This is a genomic window from Frankia sp. CeD (genome assembly GCF_000732115.1).
Classification (GTDB): domain Bacteria; phylum Actinomycetota; class Actinomycetes; order Frankiales; family Frankiaceae; genus Frankia; species Frankia casuarinae.
On record NZ_JPGU01000011.1, the window covers coordinates 94,129 to 109,533 of the forward strand.

The following is a 15,405-nucleotide window of genomic DNA, read 5'->3' on the forward strand; positions in this document are numbered from 1 at the left end:
GCCGCCATGTCTCCAGTGCGCGGCACTGACCCTCGACTCTCCAGTGCGCGGCACTGAAAATGCCTTGACCTGATGTTGGGTTGACGTCGTAGGGTCGCAACACGTCTGCAGTGTGCTTACCCACCGTTGTCGCGATCTACCGGTTCGACCACCAGCCGCCACCGAGAGGGACCGTATGCTGATCCGACTTCTGCGGGCTCACCTCGGCCCCTACGGCCGGCCGATCTCGATACTGGTCCTTCTGCAGCTGGTGGCGACGATCGCCATGCTCTACCTCCCCACCCTCAACGCCGACATCATTGATCGTGGAGTGGTCATCGGCGACACCGGCTACATCATGCGTATCGGTGGACTCATGCTCGGTGTCAGCGTCGTGCAGATCGTCTGTGCCGGCGCCGCCGTCTTCTTCGGAGCCCGGACGGCGATGGCGCTCGGTCGGGACATCCGGGCGTCGGTGTTCGACCGGGTCCAGTCGTTCTCGGCCCGGGAGGTCGGCCGCTTCGGCGCGCCCTCTCTGATCACCCGGGCCACGAACGACGTGCAGCAGGTGCAGATGCTGATGTTAATGAGCTTCACGCTCATGGTCTCCGCGCCGATCATGTGCCTGGGCGGCATCATCCTGGCGGTCAACCAGGATGCCGGGCTCTCGCTCCTGCTCGTCGCGATCACTCCGGTCCTCGCAGTGATCATCAGCTTGATCGTGCGACGGATGCGACCGCTGGGCCGGGCGATGCAGGAGCGCCTGGACGCCGTCAACCGGATCCTGCGGGAGCAGATCACCGGGCTCCGGGTGATCCGCGCTTTTGTCCAGGACGACTATGAGCGGCGCCGGTTCGCGGTGGCTGACGCCGAACTGACCGACATCTCGTTGCGGTTCGGCCGACTCATGGCGTTGATGTTCCCGCTCGTGCTCACCGTGGTCAACTTCTCGAGCGTGGCCGTGCTGTGGTTCGGTGCCCACCGTATCGACGCCGGCCAGATGCAGATCGGCGCGCTGACGGCCTTCCTCAGCTACCTGATGCAGATCCTGATGTCGGTGATGATGGCCACCTTCATGTTCATGATGATTCCCCGCGCCGAGGTGTGCGCGGAGCGCATCCAGGAGGTGCTCGAGACCGACTCCACGGTCCTGCCACCGCAGAACCCGGTGCGGGAGCTGCGCCGCCACGGTGACCTGGAACTGCGGGGCGTCGGGTTCCACTACCCGGGCGCGGAGGCGCCGGTCCTGCGCGCAATCAGCCTGCGCGCCCGGCCGGGTCAGACCACAGCCATCATCGGCAGCACCGGTAGCGGCAAGACAACGCTGCTCGGTCTGGTCCCGCGGTTGGCCGACGCCACCGAGGGCGCCGTCCTCGTCGACGGCGTCGACGTCCGCGATCTCGACCCGGCGCTGCTCGCCCGGACCGTCGGCCTGGTTCCACAGAGGCCGTATCTGTTCTCCGGCACCGTCGCGACCAATCTGCGTTACGGAAATCCGGACGCCACCGACGACGAACTGTGGCGCGCGCTGGAGATCGCGCAGGCGAAGGACTTCGTCGAAGCCATGCCGGACGGTCTCGACACCGCGATCGCCCAGGGTGGCACGAACGTCTCCGGCGGCCAGCGCCAACGGCTCTCCATCGCCCGCGTGCTCGTTCACGGCCCGGAGATCTACCTGTTCGACGACTCCTTCTCGGCCCTCGACTACGCCACCGACGCCCGCCTGCGCAGGGCGCTCGCCCACGAGACCTCCGCCGCGACCGTGGTGATCGTCGCTCAGCGGGTCGCCACCATCCGGGATGCGGATCAGATCATCGTGCTGGACCACGGTGAGGTGGCCGGCGTCGGCACCCACCAGCAGCTGATGGCCGACAACACCACGTACCGCGAGATTGTGCTCTCCCAGCTCACCGAGGAGGAGGCGGCATGAGCAGCCCGGTACCGGCACCGCGCCGCGGCCCGGCCCCGACGGCCGGGCCCGCTCGGTTCTTCGTGGGCCCGGGCGCGACGGAGAAGTCGATGGACTTCGCCGCGTCGAGCCGCCGGCTGCTCGGACTGCTGCGACCGCAGCGTCACCTGCTGATCGCCGTCGTGGTCCTGGCGACGTTGAGCGTCGGCCTGAGCGTGATCGGTCCTCGCCTGCTCGGCCACGCCACCGACCTGGTGTTCGCGGGGATCTTCAGTCGGCGGCTGCCAGCCGGCAGCACGAAGGAACAGGCGGTCGCGCAGCTGCGTGCCACCGGCCACGGTACCCAGGCGGACCTGCTCGCCTCGCTCGACGTGACCCCCGGTCATGGCATGGACTTCGATGCCATCGGTGTCGTGCTGCTGGGGGTCGTGGTCGTCTACGCGGTGTCCGGATTGTGCGGTGTGCTCCAGGCCCGGCTGGCGAACCTGGCCCTGCAGAGAGTGATCAGTGATCTGCGCCGCGACGTCCAGGCGAAGATCTCGCGGTTGCCCGTCCGTTACTTCGACGGTCAGCCGCGAGGCGAGGTGCTCAGCCGGGTCACCAACGACATCGACAACTTCGGGCAGAGCCTGCAGCAGAGCATGTCGCAGATTGTCGCGTCGACGCTGACGATCGTGGGCGTGCTATCGATGATGCTCTGGATCTCCTGGATCCTCGCCCTGATCGCGCTGGTCACGGTGCCAGTGTCGATCATGATGGCGACCCGGGTCGGCAAGCTGGCTCAGCCCCAGTTTGTCGCCCAGTGGCGGATCACCGGTGGTCTCAACGCCCATATCGAGGAGATGTACACCGGGCACACGCTCGTGCGGGCGTTCGGCCGGCAGGAGGAATCCGCGGAGATCTTTCGTGAGCAGAACGAGCGGCTCTACGCCGCCAGTTGGCGCGCGCAGTTCATCTCCGGTCTCATGCAGCCCTCGATGTTGTTCATCGGAAACCTGAACTACGTGCTGGTAGCTGTGATCGGCGGCCTGCGGGTCGCGTCCGGCTCGCTGTCGATCGGTGACGTCCAGGCGTTCATCCAATATTCTCGGCAGTTCAGCCAGCCGTTGTCCCAGGTTGCCAGCATGGCGAACCTGGTGCAGTCCGGGGTGGCCTCCGCGGAGCGGGTGTTCGACCTGCTCGACACCGTCGAGCAGGAACCCGACCGGGCGGTTCCGGCGCATCCGGAGCGGCTTCGTGGCCGGGTGGCCTTCGAACGCGTCTCCTTCCGCTACGAACCGAACAAGCCGTTGATCGAGGACCTGTCACTTGTCGCGGAACCTGGTCACACCGTCGCGATCGTCGGGCCGACCGGCGCCGGCAAGACCACTCTGATCAACCTGCTGATGCGCTTCTACGAGGTCACCGGCGGACGGATCACCTTGGACGGGGTCGATGTCGCGGCGATGTCGCGGGATGAACTGCGGGCCAGCATCGGCATGGTCCTGCAGGACACCTGGCTGTTCGGCGGAACGATCGCGGAGAACATCGCCTACGGTGCGGAGGGCGCCACCCACGAGCAGATTGTGGCGGCGGCCCGCGCCGCGCACGTCGACCGGTTCGTCCGCACTCTTCCCGCGGGTTACGACACCGTGCTCGACGACGAGGGGGTCGGCGTGAGCGGCGGGGAGAAGCAGCTGATCACCATCGCCCGCGCCTTCCTCGTGGAACCTCTGATCCTGGTTCTCGACGAGGCGACGAGCTCGGTGGACACCCGTACCGAGGTCCTCATCCAACGGGCGATGTCGACCCTGCGGGCGGGGCGGACCGCGTTCGTCATCGCGCATCGGCTGTCGACCATCCGGGACGCGGACACCATTCTCGTGATGGAGAACGGAGCCATCGTCGAACAGGGCACCCACACCGAGCTCCTGGCCGCCGATGGCCCATACTCCCGGCTGTACCAGTCCCAGTTCGCCCAGGCCGTCGTCGAGATCTGACCGTCGAGATCTGACGGTCGAGATCTGCGTGAGCGGTTGCGCCACCGGCCCGTGCGTGTGACAGCGGGGATGAGCACGAGCCGGACGGCTTGTTAGGCGAACGTGGTCAGTTGATCAGTTTGATGAGCTGGCGCCCGTCGAGCCAGTTGCCGGTGACATCGGTGAACGTGTTGTTCTTCCACGCCAGCAGCCGCACCGCCGTGTTGCAGATCGCCGGGAAGATGTCGATCTGCTTGCCGTCGCAGGTGAACGGATGGGCCATGACGTTCGGGCGGTCGTGGGAGGCGCGAAGCGCCGTGAGCAGGGCGGCCGAGGTCGGCTGGGCGGTACCGGCCAGCAGCGACCGGATGTTGAGGACGGCGGAGAAGGATCCCTGCGACGACGAGGACCGATCGGCCTCCGGGATCGCCTTACGGAACGCCGCCGTGTCGGCGTCACCATCGCTCGTCCCGACCGGTAGGTAGCTGGATGCGAAGTAGAGGTTGTCGGTCCGGCCGCTGGCCGCGCGCGGCACCGCGGGGGTGGTGCAGGGACCGATGAAGTAGATGTCGCTGCGGATGTTCAGCGCCGCCGCGGCCTGGACGATCCGGGTGCACGTCGCCGCCTGGAACACCACGATGATCGCGTCCGGCTTGCCCGCCGCGACCTGGGTCAGGGCCGGCGCGAAGTCTGCCGCGTCGGATTTCTCCGGCACCAGTTTGACGTCGGACACACCTTTATGGTGCAGGACGTTCTGCGATCCCTGGATAGCGGCGGACAGCAGGCCGGGCAGGTCGAGGTACAGGGCATGCACGCTGCGCACATGCCGGATGTTCGTCAGATAGTCGGTGAGGCCGAGCAGCTCGCTGAGCGAACCGCCGGAAAATGCGAAGGCGTTGTGTGAGCCGAGTTCTCCGCTCAGTTGAGGAGAGCCGGTGACGTACGGGATGTGGGCGGTCTCGTATATCGGCATCGCCGCCTCCGCGCCGAAATCGATCCCGCCGACCACCGCGAGTGGTTTCGTGGCGACAAGCCGGTTGGCGCAGTTCTGGGAGGACTCCGGCGAGCCGTCGGTTGCGCAGCTGATCAGCCGGAGCGGTCGACCGTCGAGCCCGCCCAGAGAGGTGTTGGCGTAGTCCACGGCGGCCTGAGCGGCCTTCCGGGTCTCCGGGTATGACCCGACAGTGCTGTTCTCAACCGTTACGAAGCCGACAGTGACCGCAGGCCCGGTCAGGCGGCTCGCCGCCGCGCTGCCACCGGCAGCTGCGCCGGACGAGCCACCGCGCTGACTCGTGCACCCGGCGACAACGACGGACAAGGCTACGGAGAACGCGAGGAGGATGCGGGAGGCTTGTCTCACGGCTCGTGAAGCTACACTTCTGTCGTCCAGTTCTGGGGGCTTGACCGTCGACCGGCCGGACGGGGACTGTTGTGTGACCATGCGTCCGGTCTTCATCGCAGTTCGGATCTCTCTATCTGCAATAGATGCGTCTACGGGGGCCCGGTGACAACGTATATAGCAGCATTGCTGCTCGGCCTTGGCCCGGGGGCCGTGTACGCGGCGCTCGGGCTAGGGCTCGTGCTCACCTACCGCGCGTCCGGCGTGGTGAACATCGCCCATGGGGCGTTCGCTATGTACGCCACCTACCAGTACGCAGAACTACGGGAGGTCGGGGACCTCGTACTGCCCGTCGTCGGGATGCCGCCAAGAATTCATCTCACCGACACGCCCACCTTCGGGCTAGCCCTGTCAGTATCCCTCGCAATGGCGGCAATTCTAGCACTGGCATCCTATCTGGTGGTTTTTCGGCCCTTGCGGCGTGCCCAGCCGCTGATGACGGTCGTGGCGGCGGTCGGCCTCACGATCGCGCTGCAGGCCGTCGCCGTGCTCCAGTTCGGATCTGACAACAGGTTCCTCAGCCCGGTGCTGCCGCAGTCACCGCTGTCCCTGCTGGGCGTGACCGTGGCGAGTGACCGGCTGCTGCTCGCCGCGTCGGTCATCGTGGTCGCCGCCGGTCTGTGGGCGATGTCGCGCTGGACGTTGTTCGGCCTGGCTACCCGCGCCGTCGCCGAGGATGAGCAGACCACCGCGCTTCTCGGCCGGCGGCCCGGCTGGATCGCCGCCGTCAACTGGGTCATGGCGGCCGTGCTCGCCGCCCTCGCCGGGATCCTCGTGGCGCCGATCAGTGCGCTGAATCCGACGAGCTACTCGCTGTTCGTCGTTCCCGCGCTCGCCGCCGCTCTGCTCGGTGGCCTGTCCTCGTTCGGTCTGACCGTCGTCGGAGCTCTCGGCCTCGGCATGACCCAGGCCGTCCTGATCCCGCTGCAACAGGACGTCTCCTGGTTGAACCAGCCGGGACTGCGCGCGCTGCTTCCGATGCTTCTGGTCATCGCGGTGGCGGGCCGGCGCGGGGATCTCATTCCCGGTCGCGCCGCGGGCGTCGCCGTGTCGGCTCCGATGCCGGTGGTCGACCCGCCGGAGTCTCCCCTGCGCCACCTCGCGGTCGGTGTGCCGTTCGGGGTGGTCGCGATCCTCGTGCTGGCCGGCCCCTACCGGCTCGGCCTCGAACGCAGCCTTGCCGGCGCCGTGGTGTGTCTGTCGTTCGTCGTGTTGACCGGGTACGTCGGACAGCTCTCGTTGGCACAGATGACCCTCGCCGGTGTCGCCGGCTTCCTGTTGGCCAGACTCCAGGGTGAGCTGGGCGTGCCGTTCCCGATCGCACCCCTGCTCGCCACGGGTGCCGCCGCCGTGGCGGGCCTGCTGCTGGGGGNGCTGTCACGGCGGCTGCGNGGNATCGACCTGGCATTGATCACTCTGGTCGCCGGCGTCGCGATCCAGGAGGTGGTGTTCGGAAACCCGCTGGTCACCGGCGGGTTGGCCGGGNCGGTAGTACCGAGTCCGAAGATCTTCGGCCTCGATCTCGGGCTCGCCGGTGCCGGGTTCCCCCGGCCGCAGTACGGGCTGCTGGCGTTGGCCGTGCTCGCCGCGTGCTGCTACGGAGTCGCCCGGCTGCGCNCCGCGGACCTGGGCCGGCGCATGCTGGCCGTGCGCGCGAACGAACGGGCCGCTGCCGCGGCCGGGATCGACGTCCGTCGTACGAAGGTGCTCGCCTTCACCCTCTCCGCCGCGATCGCCGGTCTCGGCGGCTGCCTCATCGGCTACGGCCAGGGACGTCTGTCCTTCGACTCGTTCGGCGTCACGGCCTCGCTGTTCTTCCTGGCGATCGCGGCCGCCGGCGGGGTGACGAGTGTCGGCGGAGCGTTGCTGGGCGGTCTGCTGGTGCCGGGCGGAATCGTGTTCATCGTGCTGGACCAGGTTGCCGGGCTCGGCAAGTACCAGTCCGTGCTGTGCGGGATCGCCGTCGTGGTGCTGGCGGTGCTACGTCCGGCCGGGCTCGCGTACCGACCGCATCGGACGGCTCGCGCCGATCATCAGGGCCGCGCGGATCGGTCGGGTGGCACGCATCGGACCGGTCCTGGGCAGCGAACGCGTCGAGGAGATCACGTGCGACACCCGCAGCCGCCGGACCAGGGCCGGCCGAGCCTGACCCCGCATCCGGTCAACCCGGGCGGAGCCCCGTGACGGCGTTGCTGGCGGTCGACATGCTCGCCGCCGACCAGGGCCGCACGCGCATCCTCGAGGATGTCTCCTTCACTCTGTCGGCAGGCACCATCACCGGGCTCATCGGACCCAACGGAGCCGGAAAGACGACGTTGATCGACGCCCTCACCGGGTTTGCGTCGATCAGCGCGGGTACCGTCACGCTGGACGGTGCCGTGCTCGTCGGACTGCCGGCGCATGAGCGGCTGCGGTTGGGGCTCGCCCGCACCTTCCAGGCGCTGGAACTCTTCGACAGTCTGGAGGTCGGGGAGAACCTGGCCGTCGTCACGCCCCGGGCACCCGGACCCGCGACCGGGCCAGATCCGGCCCGGTCGCTCGGGCTCGCCACGATCGCCGATCGCCTGCCGTCGACGCTCTCCCACGACGAGCGGTCCTCGGTGGCTCTCGGCCGCGCCCTCGTCGCCAGGCCGAAGGTCCTGCTGCTGGACGAACCGGCCGCGGGTCTCGACCCGGCCGCCCGCCGGACGCTCGCCGACCGGCTGCGCCGCATCGCCGCCGACGGCATCGCCGTGCTGCTCGTTGACCACGACGTGAAGCTCGTCTTCGACGTATGCGACCACGTCCTCGTCCTGGACGGGGGCCGCGTCGTCGCGCGCGGTCGATCCGCCGAGGTGCGCGCCGATCCGGCGGTCCGCGCTGCCTATCTGGGCGGTGGTGGGCCCGACGGCGGCGACCGCGCCGGGACCGCNCCGGGACCCGGGCCCGGCTCGGCCTCTGCTCTCGACTCCGTGTCCGCTCTCGACTCCGTGTCTGCTCTCGACTCCGTGCCTGCTCTCGACTCCGTGCCTGCTCTCGACTCCGTGCCCGCCTCTACCCCGGCGCCGGCCCCCGGCCGAGGCGGGGGCGATCTGCTCGTACTCGACCGGGTCACGAGCGGATACGACGGAGTTCCGGTGCTCCGGGACGTGTCGCTCACCGTCGGTGCCGGGGAGATCGTGGCGCTGCTCGGAGCGAACGGCGCGGGCAAGACGACGCTGATCCGCACGGCGGCGGGGCTGCTGACGCCGTCGAGGGGACGGGTCAAGGTCCTCGATGACCGGTCGCGCCGGGCCGCGCCGAGCACACTCGCCCGCCGGGGGATGGCGGTCGTACCGCAGGGACGAGGATCACTCGGGCGGTTGACCGTCCGCGAGAACCTGCGCCTGGCGGCCGGCCGGCGCTCATCCGGCGAGATCGGGCGGGTGTTGGACTGGTTCCCGGTGCTGCGCGGCCTGCTCGACCGGTCGGCCGGAGAACTGTCCGGGGGCGAGCGGCAACGGCTCGCGTTGGCCGTCGCTCTGGTGCGCAGACCGCGTCTGCTGCTGGTGGACGAGCTGTCGTTCGGCCTGGCACCCGGGATTGCGCCGCAGCTGCTCGCCCTGCTGCGCACGATCGCCCTCGAGACGTCGACCGGCGTGCTGCTGGTCGAGCAGTTCGTCTCGCTCGCGTTGCAGGTGGCCGACCGTGGCTACGTTCTCGACCGGGGCCGGATCGCGCTGTCGGCGAGCGCGGCGGATCTCATCGCGCATCCCGAGCTCATCGAGACGGCCTACCTGGGCGGGAGTTCCGGGCCGGCGGCGGCCCCGGACCGCTGAGCTGGTCCGGCGTTCCCCGCCACGCAGAGAAACCGGGGTCCGGCGGAACAGGGCTCTTCACGTCGCCCGATGGTGTAGGGCATGCGTCGGATGAACCGGAAGGGGTGGCGAGCGGGCCGGCGGTGTCTTACTGTCGACAAGCGTCGAAGTTGATCGCGGGAGCTCCGCCAAGGGGCTGAGAGGGCGGCTGGGGCCGCCGACCGCAGGAACCTGTCCGGGTAATGCCGGCGTAGGGAGTCTTACATGGTGTCGCGTACCGACCGTTCGTCCTCGTCCACCTCGAAGGCCGTCACCTCGTCCCCGTCCACCTCATCCTTGTCGTCCGCCGCATCCTCCCCGTCCGTCTCGTCCTCGTCCTCCTCGTCGTCCGTCTCGGCCGCGGGGATGACGGCGGTCTCGACGGGTCCGCTGACGGGCAGCCGCAAGACCTGGCTGGTCGGAGCGGATCCCGATCTGCGGGTGCCGATGCGGGAGATCGTGCTGACCACGGGTGACACCGTCGTGGTGTACGACACCTCCGGTCCATATACCGATCCGGGGGTGACGATCGATGTGCGCCGGGGTCTGCCGGCGACGCGGGACAGCTGGATNGCCCAGCGTGGCGACACCGCGCCGGATGAGCGGCGGACCGTTCCCGGGACCGGGGCATCGGGTCCTGGGACGCTCGGTTCTGGGACGCCCGGTTCTGGGACGCCCGGTTCTGGGACGCCCGGTTCTGGGACGCCCGGTTCTGGGACGCTCGGTCTCGGCGGGACGGATCTCGACGGGCGGGGGCGAGTGCCCCGTCGGGCGGTGCCGGGACGGCCTTCCATAACCCAGCTGGGCTACGCCCGCCGCGGTCAGATCACTCGGGAGATGGAGTTCGTCGCCCTGCGGGAGGGTCTTCCCGTCGAGACGGTGCGGGCGGAGATCGCCGCGGGGCGGGCCGTGCTGCCGGCGAACGTGAACCATCCCGAGTCCGAGCCGATGGCGATCGGCCGTGCGTTTCTCGTGAAGATCAATGCGAACCTCGGCAACTCGGCCGTTACCTCCTCGATCGAGGAGGAGGTCGAGAAGATGGTGTGGGCGACCCGCTGGGGCGCGGACACCGTGATGGACCTCTCGACCGGGTCGGACATCGCCCTGACCCGTGAGTGGATCATCCGTAACGCGCCGGTGCCGGTCGGGACCGTGCCGATCTACCAGGCGTTGGAGAAGGTCGGTGGCCGGCCGGAGAAGCTGTCCTGGGAGGTCTACCGGGACACCGTGATCGAGCAGTGCGAGCAGGGTGTGGACTACATGACGGTCCACGCGGGGGTGCTGCTGCGCTACGTGCCGCTGACCGCGCGGCGCAGGACCGGGATCGTCTCGCGCGGCGGCTCGATCCTGGCCTCCTGGTGCCTGGCCCATCACGAGGAGAACTTCCTCTACACCCACTTCGCCGAGCTGTGCGAGATCTTCGCCGCGTACGACGTCACGTTCTCTCTGGGCGACGGCCTGCGGCCCGGGTCCATCGCGGACGCGAACGATGAGGCCCAGCTCGCCGAGCTCGCCACCCTGGGCGAGTTGACGCAGGTGGCGTGGGAGCACGACGTCCAGGTGATGATCGAGGGACCCGGGCACGTGCCCATGAACAAGATCGAGGAGAACGTGCAGCTGCAGCGGGAGCTGTGCCACGACGCGCCGTTCTACNCCCTCGGGCCGCTGACCACCGACATCGCCCCCGGCTACGACCACATCACCTCCGCGATCGGGGCGGCGATGATCGGATGGGCCGGTACCGCCATGCTCTGTTACGTCACCCCGAAGGAGCATCTCGGCCTGCCCGACCGGGACGACGTCAAGGCCGGCGTTATCGCCTACAAGATCGCCGCGCACGCCGCCGACCTCGCTAAGGGGCATCCCGGCGCGCAGGCCTGGGATGACGCCCTGTCGGACGCCCGGTTCGAATTCCGCTGGGCCGACCAGTTCCACCTCGCGCTCGACCCCGACACCGCACGCGCGTTCCACGACGAGACGCTGCCGGCCCCGGCCGCGAAGTCGGCGCACTTCTGTTCGATGTGCGGCCCGCACTTCTGCTCGATGAAGATTTCCCACCAGGTGCGGGCACACGCGGGCGGGGACGGGCTGGACCCGGCCGGGCATGGCGCGGACCCGGCCGGCGACGAGGCGGTCACCGCCGGCCTGCGCGAGAAGGCCGCCGAGTTCAACGCCGCCGGCAATCGGATCTACCTTCCGGTGGCCAACTCCTGACCGCCGTGGCCAACTCCTGACCGACGTGGCCAACTCCTGACCGACGTGGCCAACTCCTGACCGACCGTCCCGACGGGCTTCCGCCGGTCAGCGGCGGGCCCCGTCGGGCGCAGGGGGCTCAGCGGGCGCAGCGGCCCCGGTGGTCCATAAAAGCTATCTAAAAAAGATATCTAAGACGATTACTTTGACGAGGGAGTAACCTCTCAAGAGGAAGTGGAGTGGTTATTTGGGTGATCGGCTCGAGGGGAGGTCTCCGATGAACCCGGACGTGCTGATCGGGTTGGGCGATCATCCGGTGCTGGACTTCGTCAACAGCCTCGCCTTCTCGGCGGACGGCCCGATCGAGTTGATCGCCGATGGCTGGAGCTACCTGCGCTGGCTCCAGCTCACGGGGCTTGTCGGCACGGCCGAACGAGAGGCGCTGCCTGCCCGGTTCGGATCCGAGGAGCTCGACCGCATCGCCGTCGCCGCGGTCGAGCTCCGGGAGTGGCTGCGGCCGCGCATCGGCGCCTGGGCGGGCGGCAGCTCCACCGTGCCGGACGAACCCACGCTGTCGCGACTGAATGGGCTGTTGGCCACCGACTGAAGCGCGCAGGTCGGCTACCACTGGCATCTGCGGAAGCTGATGGCCGAGCGTGGGCTGTTCGCGACGACGGCGCTGGTCCCGCTGCTCGCCGAGCGGGGTGTCCGGCTCTCCCGCGAGCAGGTCTACCGGTTGGTGACCGGCATCCCGGAGCGGCTGTCGCTGGCCACACTCGCCGCGCTCTGCGACATCCTCGGCTGCGCGCCCGGAGACCTGGTCGAGCCCTATTGGGGCCGGCCCCGGCGCGCCGACATCACCGCCATCCCCGGCCCGGGGGTCGGGTCATGACCAGCCCCTGGGCGTCACGGCTCGCGACGGCGGCGGCCCGCTGGGNGGCGGTGNCCGCCGCGGTCGCGGCCGCCGACCCGTCGCTGCCCGCCGACGTGATTACCGCGGCGGTGCCGGTCTGCGCGCGCACGACGACCAGCCCGACATCTGCGTGAACTGCTTCACACTCCCGGAAGCGGTCTGCTCGGTCTGCGGGCGGCGGCGGCCCTGCGCGTTCGCCACCAGCGACGCCCCGCTCCGCCAGACCTGCACGCCTCGGCGCCCACCAGGTACTCCCGGCACGCGACGAGGCACTCGCCCGCGCCGAACAGCGCCTGGCCCGCCGGCTCGCAGACGTCGAACCGCCCGAACNCCGACGCGTTGCAACCGCCGAGGGACTCGAACCCCCAACCTTCTGATCCGTAGTTAGATTTGGATCTTCCGTCGACGTCTGTCAACGTCCGCCCTGTCTGCTGACCATGAGCGTTCCGTCCACCGGTATCCGTCGACGTCCACCCGCGTCCAGCGGCTTGGCTGTCAACTTGGCTGTCACTCGTGCCACGGCTTGGACCACGTGACGGGCGCTCGACGCTGAGATCCGGGAGCATACTGGGAGGCATGGCGGAAGATCTTCTGGCGCTCGTCGTGGCCGACCCGACAGTCGGTCATGGGCAGGCGTGTATCCGGGGGACCCGGGTGCCGGTGAGTGTCGTGCTCGACTGCCTTGCCGACGGTATGTCCGACGGTGAGATCATCGCGGAGTACCCGTCGCTGACCGTGTCGGGGATCCGTGCGGCCGCTGCCTACGGGGCGCGTCTGGCGCGGGAGGATCTCGTGCCGCTTCGTACCGCGCCGTGAAGGTCAAGCTGGACGAGGGTCTCCCGGTCTCCCTTGCCGAGCGACTCGCCAAGCACGGGATCGATGCCGATACCGTGCTTGCGGAGAACCTGTCGGGCCGCTCCGATCCGGAGGTGCTCGCTGCTGCGGTTGCCGAGAACCGGATCGTGTTCACCCTCGACCGCGGCTGCGGGAACATCCGTGCCTACCCGCCGGGNTCGCTTCACTATCACCTCGTGACCTACAGAGGGCCGCGCCGTGAAGAGACATGCGCTCTGAACTGGCCGGACGTCGACCTCGACCAAAAGAAGATCCTCATCCAGTGGCAGCTCGTCGTCGTCGGCTGGAAGGTGCAGCGCACCAGGCCCAAGACCGACGCGGGAGTGCGGGAACTGCTCCTCGACGACCTCACTGTCGAGGAGTTCTAACCGTCATCGGGAACGGCAGCACGACGAGCGCCGCGCCATGGGCCTCGACTGGGACCCCTCAGGACCGGTGTTCACGACCCTCGACGGCGATCCTCTGCATCCCGCCGCCGTCTCCGCCGAGTTCCAGGACCAGATCGCGAGAGCCGGGGTACCCCCGATCCGCCTTCACGATGCCCGGCACGTCGCCGCCACCCTCATGCACGGCGGCGGCGCGGACCTGAAGGTCATCCAGGAGACCCTCGGCCACTCCAGCCACGAGGTGACGGTCAACACCTACACCTCGGTCCTGGAAGAACTCGCCCGGGAAGCCGCCGAAGGCGCCGCCCGACTCGTCCCCCGCACTCCACCCACTCGGGCCGCGCACACCCCGCGCACACCCGACAGGTCACAAGAAGATCGAATAGGAGAAAAACCGCAGGTCAAGCAGGGTGCGCTCGGCAACGCACCACAAACACCCCCACCAGCACGGTTGCGGATCACACACGCGATCATACTGTCGGCGACCAGAGCTCAGTGGTGTTGATTGGAAATATTCGATCAATCGTCACCTGCACTCACCCGGATCCATGTTTAGCTTGAGCTATAGTTGACCAATGGCCGCAACGCCCGCCCGGTGGACGATCAAGGCCACCTCCGAGGTGCGAGAGTGGCTGCGTTCGCTGCGCCGGGAGGAGCCGGACAGCTACCGATCCGTCAACGCGGCAATCGACATGCTCGCCGAGGCCGGGCCGGCGCTCGGGCGCCCGCTGGTCGACACCCTCAAGGGATCAACGATCAGCAACCTCAAGGAGCTCCGACCGCGGTCGGGCCGCGAGGTGGCCATCCGAGTGATCTTCGTGTTCGATCCATGGTCGCAGGCCGTGCTGCTGGTCGCGGGGAACAAGGCCGGCGACTGGTCGCACTGGTACAGGGCTGCGATTCCTGCGGCAGAGGTTGTCTACGACGGCTGGCTGGCCGTCGAACGGAAACGGCGGGNGGGNTCATGACCGAGTTNNNTNNNNGNGANNNCATCCGCGCCGAGCTCCATGACGGCGATGACGCGGCACTCGCCGTGGAACGAGCGCGTACGGAGGCGTGGGCCAGCGCCTACCACCTGGCCGAGGAGCGCAAGCGCCTTGGTTTGACACAGCGTCAGGTCGCCGATCTGATGGGCGTCTCACCTGGCCGGATAAGCCAGATCGAAAACGGTGATCTGGACGTGAACGAGGTGGCAACCCTGAGCCGATACGCCCGGGCGTTGGGCGCACGCATGCGGATCATCTTCGACTACGGTAATGACCTCCGCCAGATCGCCTGATACGACCGGGAACTCAAGAAGCGGATCGGGGCGGCGCTGCCGCTGCTGCTGTCCCAGGGGCGCACCCCCGGAGTCGTGATCGTCGCCGGCCGACCCCACCCGCGCTGCCGACCGAGGCGTGGATCAACCAGCCCCCAGCGATCATCGAGACCGAGGAGGCGCTACCCACGAACCAAGCAGCCTGATGTCTCATCGGGATTGACAGGCTCCGATGGCGGAGAAGCAAGGTGCATTGCGCAAGCTCGACGATCACCTGTCCAGCGACGCTGGCGAGGATGCGCGGTAGGGATGTTGCTACTAATAGGAATCTTAGCATCTGGACACGGCTGCCCTATTGTGATTCAATAACTAGAGTTTCGCAGTTTTCTTGATCCAGATCAGTGTCTGGCAACGGCTGGATAATTTTCCCGATTGCTTTCGGGTGGATGATTCCCTGGTGCCTGCCGGTGGTATCGCGGTGCGTGGCGGAGGGGTGGAAGGCCAGCGCGAGGGGCTGGTGGCGGGAGCATCAGCGTTTCCTGTACCAACCCGAAAGTTGGACGCCGATGCTCCCGGACGTGACGATACCGGTTTCTCTGGCGGTGCTGCTGGAGGGTTTCCGGCCGTGTTTCACCGCGCCGTCGTTCCGGACGTTCCGGGCGCTCGTCGTGGGGATGCTCGCCACCGGCGGGCGGCGCACGGTGTGCGGGATGCTCGTCGGCGCGGGCCTGTCCACGCTG

The 15,405-nt window shown here is 68.4% G+C and carries 13 protein-coding genes, 1 pseudogene and 1 riboswitch; of the genes and pseudogenes, 12 read left to right on the top strand and 2 right to left on the bottom strand.

Going from position 1 to position 15,405, the window contains the following annotated elements; all coding sequences use genetic code 11:
- Positions 1-175: 175 nt before the first annotated feature.
- Together CED_RS09345 and CED_RS09350 are read left to right on the top strand one after the other, a co-directional pair.
- Entirely contained in the window at positions 176-1,909 is a 1,734-nt protein-coding gene (locus CED_RS09345; RefSeq protein WP_023840842.1) for an ABC transporter ATP-binding protein, read from the top strand.
- A complete protein-coding gene (locus CED_RS09350; protein WP_011434844.1) occupies positions 1,906-3,867 on the top strand; it encodes an ABC transporter ATP-binding protein in 1,962 nt (653 codons plus the stop codon). Before CED_RS09345 ends, CED_RS09350 begins: the two co-directional genes overlap by 4 nt.
- 106 nt (positions 3,868-3,973) lie before the next feature.
- On the opposite strand, the gene CED_RS09355 is transcribed toward CED_RS09350, so the two are convergent.
- Positions 3,974-5,164, bottom strand: coding sequence for an ABC transporter substrate-binding protein (locus CED_RS09355; RefSeq protein ID WP_235186986.1), 1,191 nt, complete (start codon positions 5,162-5,164; stop codon positions 3,974-3,976).
- A 186-nt stretch (positions 5,165-5,350) separates the two neighbouring features.
- On the opposite strand from CED_RS09355, the gene CED_RS09360 reads away from it, so the two are divergent.
- Positions 5,351-7,429, top strand: a complete 2,079-nt coding sequence (locus CED_RS09360; RefSeq protein ID WP_035909884.1) for an ABC transporter permease — start codon at positions 5,351-5,353, stop codon at positions 7,427-7,429.
- The gene (locus CED_RS09365) at positions 7,426-9,042 is read left to right on the top strand and encodes an ATP-binding cassette domain-containing protein (RefSeq protein WP_011434847.1); all 1,617 of its coding nucleotides are present in this window, start codon (positions 7,426-7,428) and stop codon (positions 9,040-9,042) included. Before CED_RS09360 ends, CED_RS09365 begins: the two co-directional genes overlap by 4 nt.
- Before the next feature lie 145 nt (positions 9,043-9,187).
- Positions 9,188-9,295: riboswitch (TPP riboswitch) on the top strand.
- Here the strand turns inward: CED_RS09365 and CED_RS25205 are convergent.
- Positions 9,282-9,557, bottom strand: coding sequence for a hypothetical protein (locus CED_RS25205; protein ID WP_235186989.1), 276 nt, complete (start codon positions 9,555-9,557; stop codon positions 9,282-9,284). (Overlaps the previous riboswitch by 14 nt.)
- Here CED_RS25205 and thiC point away from each other — a divergent pair.
- From thiC to CED_RS09405, 8 genes and pseudogenes are all read left to right on the top strand, one after another.
- The gene (gene thiC / locus CED_RS09370) at positions 9,475-11,274 is read left to right on the top strand and encodes a phosphomethylpyrimidine synthase ThiC (RefSeq protein WP_369807807.1); all 1,800 of its coding nucleotides are present in this window, start codon (positions 9,475-9,477) and stop codon (positions 11,272-11,274) included. The genes CED_RS25205 and thiC overlap by 83 nt on opposite strands.
- Positions 11,275-11,530: 256 nt before the next feature.
- Positions 11,531-11,860 carry an ABATE domain-containing protein gene (locus CED_RS09375; RefSeq protein WP_011434849.1) on the top strand — a complete coding sequence of 110 codons (330 nt, stop codon included), beginning with the start codon at positions 11,531-11,533 and terminating at the stop codon, positions 11,858-11,860.
- A gap of 27 nt (positions 11,861-11,887) precedes the next feature.
- The gene (locus CED_RS09380; protein WP_330218951.1) at positions 11,888-12,145 is read left to right on the top strand and encodes a helix-turn-helix transcriptional regulator; all 258 of its coding nucleotides are present in this window, start codon (positions 11,888-11,890) and stop codon (positions 12,143-12,145) included.
- 597 nt (positions 12,146-12,742) lie between these two features.
- The gene (locus CED_RS09385) at positions 12,743-12,982 is read left to right on the top strand and encodes a DUF433 domain-containing protein (protein ID WP_011434851.1); all 240 of its coding nucleotides are present in this window, start codon (positions 12,743-12,745) and stop codon (positions 12,980-12,982) included.
- The gene (locus CED_RS25210) at positions 12,979-13,389 is read left to right on the top strand and encodes a DUF5615 family PIN-like protein (protein ID WP_011434852.1); all 411 of its coding nucleotides are present in this window, start codon (positions 12,979-12,981) and stop codon (positions 13,387-13,389) included. The genes CED_RS09385 and CED_RS25210 overlap by 4 nt, the downstream gene beginning before the upstream one ends.
- A 37-nt stretch (positions 13,390-13,426) precedes the next feature.
- Positions 13,427-13,912 carry a tyrosine-type recombinase/integrase gene (locus CED_RS21475; protein ID WP_011434853.1) on the top strand — a complete coding sequence of 162 codons (486 nt, stop codon included), beginning with the start codon at positions 13,427-13,429 and terminating at the stop codon, positions 13,910-13,912.
- Positions 13,913-13,982: 70 nt separating this feature from the next.
- The gene (locus tag CED_RS09400; protein WP_035909891.1) at positions 13,983-14,375 is read left to right on the top strand and encodes a type II toxin-antitoxin system RelE/ParE family toxin; all 393 of its coding nucleotides are present in this window, start codon (positions 13,983-13,985) and stop codon (positions 14,373-14,375) included.
- A pseudogene (locus CED_RS09405) lies at positions 14,372-14,686 on the top strand (helix-turn-helix domain-containing protein). The gene CED_RS09400 and the pseudogene CED_RS09405 overlap by 4 nt, the downstream one beginning before the upstream one ends.
- Positions 14,687-15,405 lie beyond the last annotated feature (719 nt).

What these genes read in the sequence shown, in the direction of transcription:
- CED_RS09350 (WP_011434844.1), top strand. Translation starts at nt 1,906, where the DNA reads ATGAGCAGCCCGGTACCGGCACCGCGCCGCGGCCCGGCCCCGACGGCC.
- CED_RS09375 (WP_011434849.1), top strand. Translation starts at nt 11,531, where the DNA reads ATGAACCCGGACGTGCTGATCGGGTTGGGCGATCATCCGGTGCTGGAC.
- CED_RS21475 (WP_011434853.1), top strand. Translation starts at nt 13,427, where the DNA reads ATGGGCCTCGACTGGGACCCCTCAGGACCGGTGTTCACGACCCTCGAC.
- CED_RS09385 (WP_011434851.1), top strand. Translation starts at nt 12,743, where the DNA reads ATGGCGGAAGATCTTCTGGCGCTCGTCGTGGCCGACCCGACAGTCGGT.
- CED_RS09345 (WP_023840842.1), top strand. Translation starts at nt 176, where the DNA reads ATGCTGATCCGACTTCTGCGGGCTCACCTCGGCCCCTACGGCCGGCCG.